This window comes from Microbacterium sp. 11MF (assembly GCF_000383475.1).
In the GTDB taxonomy this organism is placed as follows: Bacteria; Actinomycetota; Actinomycetes; order Actinomycetales; family Microbacteriaceae; genus Microbacterium; species Microbacterium aquilitoris.
Window position 1 is genome coordinate 1,363,193 of sequence record NZ_KB911459.1, and the last position, 12,331, is coordinate 1,375,523.

5 protein-coding genes are annotated in these 12,331 nt (G+C 66.9%); all 5 read right to left on the reverse strand.

The genetic code is table 11. The features are described from left to right. Positions 1–43: 43 nt before the first annotated feature. Positions 44–5,284, reverse strand: coding sequence for a rhamnogalacturonan lyase family protein (locus H286_RS0106765; RefSeq protein WP_028497421.1), 5,241 nt, complete (start codon positions 5,282–5,284; stop codon positions 44–46). 384 nt (positions 5,285–5,668) lie between these two features. Next, positions 5,669–6,832 carry an ice-binding family protein gene (locus H286_RS0106770; RefSeq protein ID WP_020097558.1) on the reverse strand — a complete coding sequence of 388 codons (1,164 nt, stop codon included), beginning with the start codon at positions 6,830–6,832 and terminating at the stop codon, positions 5,669–5,671. A gap of 293 nt (positions 6,833–7,125) precedes the next feature. Next, positions 7,126–8,349, reverse strand: a complete 1,224-nt coding sequence (locus H286_RS0106775; RefSeq protein ID WP_020097559.1) for a sensor histidine kinase — start codon at positions 8,347–8,349, stop codon at positions 7,126–7,128. Between the two features lie 589 nt (positions 8,350–8,938). After that, a complete protein-coding gene (locus H286_RS14790; RefSeq protein WP_155900311.1) occupies positions 8,939–11,149 on the reverse strand; it encodes a CHAT domain-containing protein in 2,211 nt (736 codons plus the stop codon). A 164-nt stretch (positions 11,150–11,313) separates the two neighbouring features. After that, on the reverse strand, positions 11,314–12,324 hold the full coding sequence (locus H286_RS0106790) for a PIN domain-containing protein (RefSeq protein ID WP_020097562.1): 1,011 nt from the start codon (positions 12,322–12,324) through the stop codon (positions 11,314–11,316). Between the last annotated feature and the right edge of the window lie 7 nt (positions 12,325–12,331).

Here is a 12,331-nt window from a genome sequence, read left to right on the forward strand (position 1 = left end):
CCGCGGGTCGCACCTTCTGCGAGGGCGACCCGCGGCATCCGTCTCAGCGGACGACGACCGTCAGCGGAGTCGAGCGGGTCGCGCCCGCCTCGTTGCGGTACTCGACGACGTACTCGTACGTGCCCGGGGCACGGCCCGTGACCGCGGTGCGGGTGCGCTGCGCATTCGGCGACGCGGCGGCGAGCTGCTGCTCGTCGATGACCCTCCCGTTCTCGTACAGCGCGTACGAGGTCGCGTTGGTCCCCCACCACAGGTTCGACGTGACCGTGTAGGCGCCGTCCCGATCGTGGTTGTCGTGCGAGAGCACGGGCGTTCCGGGAGCGGCATCCGTCACGGTGACGGTGATCGACGTCGTCTCGGTGACACCGGCCGCATTGATCAGCTCGCCCGTGTAGACGTACGTGCCGTTCGAGCGGCCGGCGATCGGCACCGCGACCTGCTGCGCCCGCGGCGATTGCGGGGTCAGAAGGCGGGTGTCGAGGAGTTCGCCGTTCTCGTACAGCCGGAACACGGAGCCGTTGACGCCCCACCACAGGTTCATGGTGACCGTGAACGATCCGTCGCGCAGGCCGTCACCCCACCCGCTGTCGCTCGTGAGCGCACCCCGGCCGGGCCGGGCGGTCGCCCCTTCGTCGGCGTATACCGAGAACCGGGACTCCGTCGTCGCGACGAGGCCGTCGTGGTTGACGGCCCGGACCGTCAGCACGTGGTCCCCGGCCTTGTCCGACAGATCGATGACGGCGTCGGCCGCGATCGGCTCCCCGTCGAGGGCGACGTCGAGGTTCCGCACGCCGGACTCGGGGTCTGCCGCTGACACCCCGAGCGCGAGCTCGCCGCTGTCAGGCAGGAGCGCACCGTTCTTCGGGAGACCCGAGATCACCGGAGCGGTCTCGTCGGCACCGCCCGAGGGACCACCCGTCACGGCGATGCGCGGCATCGGAGCCGGTTCCATGCCGTCGCCGATGAAGAAGCTCGGGTGCGGCGGCTGGTTGTAGCCGGTGTTCTGCCAGGCGACCGCGACCCGGTACTGCATGTCGTGCATAAGCGTCGGGATGCGGATGTCGGTCTCGTCGGAGGTCGAGTAGATGCGCAGCTCCGACGAGTCCGCCGAGCGCCACACGATCTCTTCGCGCCAGTCGCCGAACAGGTCGGCCTGGAGGTTGGGCGTACCCTTCGTGCCGTTGTTCGACCGGGCCCCGGCATCCGAGAGGATCGTCTTCTGCTCCCCGGCCGCCCAGTCCCACTTCGCGACGACGGGCGTGCCCTGCGATGTCGTGGCATCCCAGTCGTGGTCGACGATCTCGCGCAGCGGGTCGCCGTCGAACCATGCGAGGAAGTTCGCCGCCGGGATGCGGTCCCCGATGACCTCGCCGTCGGCGGCGACGAGAGTCCCGGTCCGGGAGTTCCACGCGGCGTCGCCGCCGACGGCCCAGCCTTCGGCGCCGGGATGCCGCGGGTCGATGTCGCCCATGGCGGCACGGCCCGTGTCGACGGTGGCGGGAATGCTCCAGAGCACCTCTCCGGTCTTCGCGTCGCGGTACGTCGCGCCGCGGTTGCCCGATGCCGCCATGTTCTCGTGGGCGGCGAAGGCCTCGAGGCCCGGTCGCGACGGGTCGAAATCGCTGACGTGCAGCGCGTCGCCGTGGCCGAGCCCCGTCGAATAGAGGAGCTCCCCGTCGTCGTCGATCGTGGCCGAGCCGAAAATGATCTCGTCCTTCGCGTCACCGTCGACGTCGGCGACCGACATGGAGTGGTTACCCTGCCCGTACAGGGCTTCGGCACCGTCCTCGTCCGAATCGGCGACCCACCGCGTCGTCAGCTTCTCGCCGTCGAAGTCGACGGCTGCGACGACGGCACGCGTGTAGTACCCGCGGCTGAAGATCGCGCTCGGGTGCTCGCCGTCGAGGTACGCGACGGACGCGAGGAACCGGTCGACCCGGTTGCCGTAGGTGTCGCCCCACGATCCGACGTCGCCGCGCTGCGGGATGTAGTCGATCGTGTCGACCGCCGCGCCCGTCAGGCCGTTGAAGACCGTCAGGAACTCCGGGCCCTGCAGGACGTACCCCGAACTGTTGCGGTGGTCCGCGCTGGCATCGCCGATGACGCGCCCGGCGCCGTCGACCGTGCCGTCCGCGGTCCGCGTGATCAGCTCGGCACGGCCGTCGCCGTCGAAGTCGTAGACCATGAGATCCGTGTAGTGGGCGCCCGCTCGGACGTTCACGCCCAGGTCGATCCGCCAGAGGCGCTCGCCGTCGAGCCGGTAGGCATCGACGTAGACGTTGCCGGTGTAGCCGCCCTGCGAGTTGTCCTTCGCGTTGGACGGGTACCACTTCACGATGAGCTCGTACTGTCCGTCACCGTCGACGTCGCCGACGGTGGTGTCGTTGGCCGAGTAGGAGTAGGGCTGACCGTCCTTCGTGTAGGCGTCCGCCGGCTTCTGGAGCGCAACCGTTCGGTACGCCGCGGTCTGCACACGCACCGGATCGGACTCGGTCGTCTCGACGGTCTCGTCGCCCGACCCGCTCAACCGGGTGACGAAGTACTCCGAAGCATCCGTCCCATCGGGGTCGAGCAGGTTGGTCGACGCGGTGATCGGCGCCGTGGCGATGCGCCGACCGTCACGGTACACGTGGAAACCCGCGTCGGCCGGGTCGGTGCCCAGCAGTCGCCACGACACGAGCACGCCGTCATCGGTCCGGACCGCGGCGACGCCACGATCGAGGTACTCCGCCTGGCGCTGCAGCACCGTCGGCGCCGCCGTCTCGTACGGGTCGGATGCCGCACCGGCACCGCCCACGCCGACCGGGACGACCGTGTAGAAGTACGGCACCGTGGTCAGCACACCGTCGTCGTCGATGAAGCGCGGGACGTCAGTCGTGCCGACGAGGGTGCCACGCTCGCCCTCGACCTCTGAGCGGAATACGAGGAAGTAGAGGCTGTCATCGGCGGCCGCCCAGGCGAGCTCGACCTCGCGCGGGTCGATGCGGACGGCGTCGATGCCCGTGGGCTTGCCGGGGGCGTCGACGTCAGGGTCGATCAGGCTCGTCTCGACCTTGGCCGACGGCACGGATTCGAGGCCCGTCCGGTCCACGGCGGTCACGTGGTAGCTGTAGTCCAGTCCGACGCGCGCCGTCCGGTCGGTGTACGCCGGCTCGGTGCTGCTGCCCACGAGCGCCGGGGCGGTGTCGAAGGCGGACGATCGGTAGATGTTCCAGGTGAGGCCGGATTCGGCATCCCATGCCAGGTCGATCTCGGGAGCGGCGGGGTCCGCCTCGACGCCCGTCACCTTCAGCCCCGTCGGGCCGAGGAGGATGGGCGTGATCTCGAGTCCGTTCAGACGCGTGCCGGCAGCGGCGCCGTAGGCCTCGATGTTCAGCTGACCGTCGGTGACGAGGAAGGGTCCGCGGAGGACGGCCGCGACCGAGCCTCGGCCGGCGTTGCCCGTTCCCGCTTCCTTCCCCTCGACGCGGAAGCTCGTGCGGGTCGACCCGATCCAGTCGCCCGAGAACGTCTTGACCGAGTAGGTGCCGTTCGGGACGTCGAGCGCGAAGGTCGAGCTGTCGCCCGGGAGGACGAAGTCGCGGATCAGGTCGTTCGACCCCTCGGAGGCGCCGCGGTCACGCCCCGCGTTGGCGGGCAGCGTGTTCGTGAAGCCGTACCCGCGGTCTCTCGTGTACCCGAGGTTCGGCGTGATCTCGGTGTACCCGGCGGCGAGCGGGTTGCCGGCGAGCTGGAAGTCGAACCGGTAGGCGGCCTGCTTGGTGGTGAACTCCACCGGCGCCGACGGTTCGGATTCGCCGCGACCGTTGACCGCGACGACGCGGTAGCGGACAGTCGCACCTTCGCTGAGACCCTGCACGATCGTCGTGGGCTGGGTCACGGTGCCGACCAGAGTCCAGGTGTCCTCACCGGCCGCCTGACGGAACACCTTGTAGATGTCCGCGGTCGGCACGGCGTCCCACTTCAGGGTGGCCCCGGCGTTGCTGATGGCGCCGGCGACGAGCTTCTGCGGGGCGGCTGGCGCATCGGCCGGGGGCTCCGTGTCGGTGATCTCGTCGGCGAGGGGGATGTCGAGGGTGCTGATGCCCTGGGCCACCAGGCGAGCCATCTGGATGGCGCCGTACTCCTGGAAGTGCGTGTCGTCGACCGTTCCGGCGGGCCGGTTGGGGAACACTCCCGGGTCGACGTGCAGGAAGACGGCCTTGGCCGCTTCGGGGCCGATCTCGTCGAGGTAGGCGCGGCTGGATGCCGAGAGGTCGACCAGCGACACGTCCTCCTCCGCGGCGAGCTCGGTCATCTTCTCGACGTACTCGGGGAAGCTCACGCGGAAGAGCCCGGTCTCGGGGTCGAAGTTCCGGCGGGAGACGGGCGTCACGAGGACCGGGGTCGCACCGCGCTGGCGCGCGCCCTCGACGTACGTGCGGAGGTACTCCTTGTAGTCGGCCGGCGAGGCGTAGCGGTCGTCCACTCCCTGCGTCGCGTCGTTGTGGCCGAACTGCGCGAACAGGTAGTCGCCGGGGCGGATCGCGCGCAGCACCTCGTCGAGGCGGCCCTGCGTGAGGAAGTTCTTGGACGAGCGCCCGCCGATCGCGTGGTTCTTGACCGCGACGTCGTCGGAGAGGAAGCGCTCGAGCATCTGGCCCCACCCCGCCTGCGGCGCGTACGCCGTCGCGTCGTAGGTCTGGACGGTCGAATCGCCCGTCAGATAGGTGGTGGGCACGGCGCCGGCGGTGCGCTCGGGCAGCCGCGTGATCGTGAGCGCGTTGAGGGATGCCGCTCCGCCCGCGATCTGCATAGTCAGGCGCCCGTCGACGAGGGCGATGGGGAACGCCATCTCGAGGTACTCCCCTGCCGCCTTCGCGGTCGGCTGCACCTTGGCCATCGATTCAGCCGTGATCGCGATGTCCGTTGCGCCCTCCGCATCGCCGGCGACGAGCGACACCGAGTAGTCACCCGGCGCGAGGTCGACCTCGAAGGTGCCGCCCTGCGCCGCGACGAAGTCGGACCGCACGGCGTCGTCGCCGCCGCGATCGACATCAGGGTCTGCGGATGTGGGCGCCGTGGAGAAGCCGTACCCCCACTCTGAGTCGAACGCCGTCGCGGACGTCACGCCGAGCGCGCCGGAGGCGACGGCGCCAGGCCCGAAGTCGAACGCGACGACGTCGCCGTCGGGGAGCGGCGCGGGCGTGTCTGCAGCGGCCGCGGGCGCCGCAGCGATGAGCGACGCGGTGAGTGCGGCCGCGGACGCGAGAGCGAGCGCGGAGCGGGGACGGCGGATGGGCATGGGTCCTCCTGGACGTCGTCGGCGAGAAGGCGCGCCGGACGACCCGCACCGGAGGGGCGCTGGACGATCCGACAACCTCGAGACATGGGGGCTTACGTCATGTCGTGAGCCCACGCACCACCATCATTGGAAAGCGCATTCCGGCTCAATGCGACCGATCCTGGCACGGCTGACAGAGCTTGCGCAAGGCATCCATCCGAAAGAATGAATCGTGTCAATCGGCTGGAGCGAGGGCATTCCGTTTTCGGTCCGAGCGCCTGCATCATCGTCGCGCCACGCCCGCGTCGGAGATCGGAGGGTCGGACGCCCCTGCACGGGCACAGATTCGGGCCCGCACACCCGAAGGTGCGCGAGCCCGAATTCATGCTGACGGATGCCGCCGGATCAGCGGCGTGCGGCGCGGCGTCTCGCTGCGAGGACGATGGCCAACGCGCCACCGGCGAGCAGGACACCGGAAGCCGGAAGAAGCAGCCAGGGATAGCCGGTCGCCCCGGTCTCGGCCAGGCTTCCCGACCCTCGGTTCGCGGACTCGTCGACCGCAGGGCGATCACCCGTCGTTCCGGATCCGGTGCCGTCGCCGGGCGTCCCGGGTCCTTGCGGAGTTCCCGGCGTTCCCGGTGTTCCGGGCTGGGTCGGCGATCCAGGGGTGCCGGGCTGCGACGGGGTTCCCGGACTTCCGGGCGTTCCGGGCTGGGTCGGGGTCGGCCCAGCGGTCGGGGTCGGGGTCGGGGTGGGGCTCGGAGATGCTGACGGTGACGGTGACGGAGCCGGTGTCGGAGTCGGAGTCGGTGTCGGTGTCGGAGTCGGGGTGGCCGTCGGCGTCGGAGTCGGGGTGGGGGTGACCGGCCCGTCGGTGTCGCAGCCCGGTGCGGTGAAGACGTTGTTGTTCAGCGTGACCGCGCCCGTGCGAGCCAGCGCGCGCCCTTCCACCGTCGTCCCGAAATCGACGGTGATGGAGGTGAGGGCCATGACGGTGCCGACGAAGTCGGTGCCCGTGCCGAGGGTCGCGGAGCTGCCGACCTGCCAGAAGACGTTGCACGCCTGCGCACCACCGGTCAAGGCGACTCTCGCGCCCGAGCCCGTGATCAGGGTTTCGGGGACTTGGAAGATCCAGACGGCGTCAGGACCGCCTCGGAGGGTGACCGTGCCGGTCAGGCCTGCAGTCGAGGAGAAGCTGTACACGCCCTCGGTCAGCTCGCGACCTCCGAGTTCGGTCGGCAGAGTCGCATCGGATGCTTGCCCTGCGGCGTTGTTGTATGCCGTCTTGAGGTCGATCTTCGCCTGCCGTGCTTGTGCGTCGGCCGCGTGGGTCTCGCCTCCGATGACAAGGCCCGGGGGGAAGCCCGTGATGGCTGAACCCGGGGCGACACCGAGGTCGCCGTTGACGACGGTGGGGGTCGCGGTGTTGGTCACGGTCGACCCACCCAGGACGAGGTACGAGTCGGCGGTGCCGAGTCCGATGGATGTCGCGGCGTACGCGCGAGGAACGCCGGCAGCGAAAGACAGGCCGGCTACCGTGACGACGGCCGCGGCCGAGAGTGCGATCACCCGATTCCGCGTGCGGCGCGAGGGGTGAGGATGACGAGAGGTCTGGGTTCCCATGGGAACCGCCATTTCTTCCCCGCAGATGGAGGGGAGCACGGCCCGAAATGGGCCAATGCCAACCTACGCCGCCTTCCTCGAAACGCCTATTGATCTGGGGATATTCGCCCTGTGAAGGGTACGAGACTGGGAATGTGTCTCGCGTCAGCCTCGTATCCGTCTGGCACTCTCACGCCGACACCGTCGGTGGGCTAGCCTTCATCGCCCGTGACGCGACTCGCGGTGAGAACCTGGGGGGATCAGGCGACGGCAGGGCCGGCAGCAGGCAACGAGAATGTGAAGGTCGCGCCCTCACCCTTCCGCCCATCCGCGTAGATGCCGCCGCCGTGGAGTTCGACGATGCGGGCGACGGACGCGAGCCCGAGACCCGTGCCCGGGAACTCCTCCGCGGAGTGCAGTCGCGTGAGCGGTTCGAAGATCCGGGACGCGTCGGACGGGTCGAAACCGTCGCCGTCGTCCGTCAGCTCCAACACGACCCGTTCGGGACCGGCGTCGACCTGTCGCAAGACGATGTGCGCCGACGCCTTCTTGCCGGTGTATTTGACCGCATTGCCGAGGAGGTTCTCCAGCGCGAGGTGCGCGAGCGCGGGATCCGCACTCACGACGATGGCCTCCTCGACCCGGATGTCGAGGTCGCGACCGCGGTTCTGCGCGAGGAGCTCGTCCGCGATCCCCCGCGCTATCTCGCTGAGGTCGAGTCGTTCAGGCGCGGGCGGCGCCGCGGTGATGCGGTAGATCGACAGCATCCGTTCGATCTGCGCCGACATCCGCTCGCCCGCTCGCACCACCGCGTGCGCATAAGTGGCGCTGGTCTGATCGGTCGCATCGTCTGCGATGAGTTCGGCGAAGCCCATCATCGCCCCCAGGGGGCCGCGCAGGTCGTGCACGAGCGAGTGCATGGTCGCGTCGAGTTCGTCCGCCCGTGCGGCCATCTGATCGCGCTCCGCACTGCGCCGGCTGATCGCCCCGCGGAGCTCGAGGTTCTCCAGGGTGACCGCCGCGGTGTTGGCGAGCACCTCGAGCTGCCGCACGTGCTCGGGGTCGGGCACGTGCCGCTCCGCCCAGTACGCCCCGATCGCGCCGATCGGATCGGACGAGCGCACCGGTGCCATGCACATGCTCGCCACGAACGTCGGCCGGTAGGCGTCGATCGGCACGCGCTCGTCGTCGTAGATGTCGGGGATGATGACCGTTTCGCGGTGCAGCATCGACCACCCGCTCACGCAGGCGGTCAACGGGAAGCGACTACCCTTCCACAGGCGTCCGATGGCATCCTCGTCGACGTAGAAGCACTGGTCGTCCTCACGGAGGACGAAGGTCGCGCCGTCGGCACCCGTCAGTTCACGCACGGCATGAGCGACGACGGAGGTCACCTCCAACAAGCCGGTCGCCGTCGAGAGCGCATCCACCGTGCGCGCGAGGACGTCGGGGGCAGCGACGTGATCAGCTGGCTTCCCGCCCATGTCGACCTCAATGCAACTCGAAGAAGCGGATGTCTGGGGTTCCCGACGTGGGACCTCCCCCAGGGTACTGCGTTCCGACGGGCAGCGGCGAGAAAGCAGAAGGCCGGAATCCTCATGGATTCCGGCCTTTCCCGAACCGTCGGGATGACAGGATTTGAACCTGCGACCCCTTGACCCCCAGGTAGACGGTTCAGGCTGATTCCTCAATTTCCCGGGTCGTTCTGCTCCGCAGAAGGCCCGACCTCACGTCATGCGTTGCATGGTTTGCATGCATTAGGTCCCGGCGCTTGATGGTCGCAGGGCCGCACACCGAGGGTCCTTGTCGGGTTTACGTTGACGTCGCGCAGATCCGCGATTCCCCGACATCTAGGGCCTCGCAAGTGATGGGTGTGTCACGTTCGGCAGGGGTCCGACACCCTCCACGTCCTTGGTGTCCATTCAAGAACGACGCACATCCGATTCGCGATGTTCAGGTACGGCGCTCGGATCGATACCCTCCACCCACCGAAGAGACTGCGAGGGGAATCAACCCTGCTCCTGTGCCGGCTACACCAATGAGCGACGTCAGACACGGAACTGTGCGATGAGGTCATTGCTCGGCCTCGGTGTGTTGCTGTTGCATTGACGTGAGCCGAGACGCTCGGAAGCGAATCGCGGATGGGTCGCCGACGATCGTGTACATCATCGATTCAGGGACGTATCCGGGGGCTCGAAGCCATCCCTCGACGGCGCTCTTCTCCCCTCTCTCCTCAGCGATGTCGAGAAGGACTGCTTCCGCATCCTGATAAAGGTGCCAGGGACGCAGCCTTCCAGAGGATCGGCCGCTCATGAACTCCACGATCGGAGAGGTGCCGTTGACGTCCGAATGGCCCCACTCCAGAAGTTTCGGGTTCCCATAGAGGATGTCCATGACAACGGAGTTGGTTTGGACACGGTGCCACAGATCCATGAGGGTTGTGTGTGCCTCAGCACCGCCGATCGACTCACTCATGTAGACGAGCAGACGTGTCATGAACGTGGAGTTGTGGTGCACGCCGACGGGGACAAGGGTGCTGAGGACGGCGCGTGCTCCGGCTCGGAGGAGCAGGTCGGCTACAGCGACCGGACCCGCTCCACGTGGTCCGGAGTGGCATGCGCTGAGGATCACAACCGGGGGCATCGGTCCGAGGTCGTCTCCCATACTCACCTCGTCGCCGATGGCAAGCCCAGCCATGTTGGCGTCGGCGTCGTACACGCCGTGCGCGCTGAGGATCACGAGGTCCGGCCGGTGACTTGCCAGAGCGTCCGCGACTTCTGCCTTGTCGGACGCATCGACGATGTCGACGAACACGGCGCGAGTCGGATCGGTGAGCTCTCGAGCTGCGAACGCCCACGCCCTTCGGGAGACGACGCCAACCGGGTCTGTTTCAGGAATGCACTCGACGACCAGCACCCGCATCCCACCGCTGAAATCAATGCCGTGGTCTGGGGCGAACTCGAGCTGAAATGCACGGGTGAGGGGATTGATCGGACGGTAGGCAATCGGGAGCAGTGCGGCGAGCGGTGCCGTGTGACCGGGTAGTCGCAGAAGACCGATTGGGAAGTTGGTGAACGCGTCGATTTGAGAGGCCGTGCGAACGACGGAGATCATCCTGTCTGTCCAGAAAGGCCGCATGGTCTCGTCGAGCCTGGCTCGTAATCGTGCCTCTGTGTCTGGCTTGATCCCGGTGCGCGACCGCGTGCTGTCCACCCAGTAGCGTTCGAGGTCAGCCAAGGCCACGAACGCGGCGTCGGGGACGAGGTCAGCGGAGACAATTCCGACCGAGTTGTCGCCTGCCGCGTTGTGGGAGACCATAAGACGGAGTACTTCCGGCGGGTCGCTCTGTTCAGTGCGAGGCAGCGTCCGCGTCGGTTGGACCGCGCGTCGTTCGCCCCGGGTTGGTGAATTTGCCCCTTGTGCGAGGTGCCTGACGAGACGCCGATAGCGTGGAGCAACCCCGGGCAGTCCCAGCGTCATCGGCACCTTCAGTCGGCGTCCCGCTTCGATCAGTTCGGCGTCTGCCACCCGCTCGGCTTCAGCCATGGTGAGACCTTGTTCCTCCATGGCGGAAAAGGCGTCGAGATATGCGCGCCATTGCAGCAGGTCTATGGCTCCGTCGTACGGCTCCTGATCGCGGTTACGGACGGTGGCGTCGCCCCGTCCAATTGCTTTCAGGAGGCGACGTAGCGGCACGGCTGAACCATTCGAGGCGATCGTCGGAGACCAGTCTGGAGGCAGCACATCAAGTTCGACTCCCTCCAGGAAGTCCGCGTCCCAGTGATCGCTAATCATCTGCCAGTGTCGTCGGAGCAAGGTGTCGTTCAGATCTCGCACCCGAACCGGAGGGAGCACGAACCTGCCGTCTCGGGATGCTGACGCTGCGGCGTCAAAATGGTCATCATCACTGATGATCAGCATGGGTTCACCGTGCTGGGTGAGCACAGCCAGCATGAGCGGGTGCTGGAGCGTAAATGCGGGTACCGGAAGGATCAGATGCCGGCGCTTCTCCAGAAGTTGTTCCCGGATGCCGGTCATGACAGGAACATCGACTGCATCAATGCGGGTCGCCGGAAGATGGAGCGCGTACCAGACCGCCGGCAGAATCGGCACGAGTTCAGAATCGAAACTGGTTGCCGGATCGTCCACCCCAAGCATGAACTGGTGGGATATGGGTTCGTAGACGTCATCCGCAGCGCCGCTTACCGGACAGACGACGAGGTAAATGGGCCTTGGGAATCGCATCTGAATCCCGCTCTGCTCGGAGTGTGCATCATCGTTCAAGAGGAGCTCCTCTACATGGGCGAAAGACAATCATTGTGCGTTTCGACGGCGCCCAATCGTGGGAGCTGTCGACCTGACTTCTTGGACAGACTCAACGAGCATTAGTGTCCTGCAACTATCGCGGGCCGCGCAGTTGGGCTAAAGCAAATTTCTGAGTGTCGGCGCTACACGACTAGCTCTTGGATTTCTGACTCCGATGTCTCCAGATCCGCCTCTAGGCGCACGAGCACCTTGACCGTGCACGAGATGCGCCCGGCGACCTCCGCGTAGTGGCTGTTCCAGTCAGCGTCGCTCACGGTGAGGGTGTCATCGAGGCCCGGGAGATCCGCCTTATAGACGTACCCGTTCACGCCAAGTTCGGCAGGAATGTCCACCGTCCAAAGTTGCGTATCGCCGACGAAGGTGTCGACGAGCTGAGCATCTCCGTCGTCGGCGGATACCTCGCTTACAGTCACCTCCTCAACGGCGGTATCCCAGGAGGTGAGATCGCCATCGAGTATTTCGTGAAGTAGGGCCGTTTCGATGAATTTGAGCGCGTGCTCGGTCACGATGGTCGCGACGCTTGGCGCCGTTCCGAGCTCGACGCGTGACGCCAGATCTTGAGGCCGCTGCAGGATCTCAACGTGCACGCCCGGTGGCAACTCTGCGAGCAGTTCTCGCTTGAGGTCGCCCTTGGGTGAACAGAAGTCTTGGCTGTTGGCTGTGACGAAAAAGACGTTCGCGACGAGTTCAGGTAGATCTCGTATCCAGGCCAGCAAAGTCAGCCAGATGAGCGTGTCTCGATAGCCCTTTCCGGATCGGGCGAATGGCGCCCGCACGTTTACATCACGGGCTACTACTTCCGCGTGAGGCGCGTCAGGCATGGGAAGGATCGCGACGCCGTTTGCGTCGAGCCAGTCCGGTAGGAGGCGCTGGACTTGGTGGGGCGTCGGGATCTCCGGCGGGAGGAAGTCGATCCCGAATGTGGCAAGTACAGTCCTCGCCTCTGATACTTGCTTAGCTTTCGCCTCGATCGTCTCGCTCGCTTGCCGACCTGATTCCAGCACGGTGACTTGGCTGGTCGCGGCTTGGAGAACGCCTTCTTTGATCGCTGCCGTGATCTTCCGCCAGCTCGTGGTTTCCAGGTCTCGGGCGCCCGTGAACGCGGTCGTGTCGAAGAACGCATAGTCAGGCATCCACTTA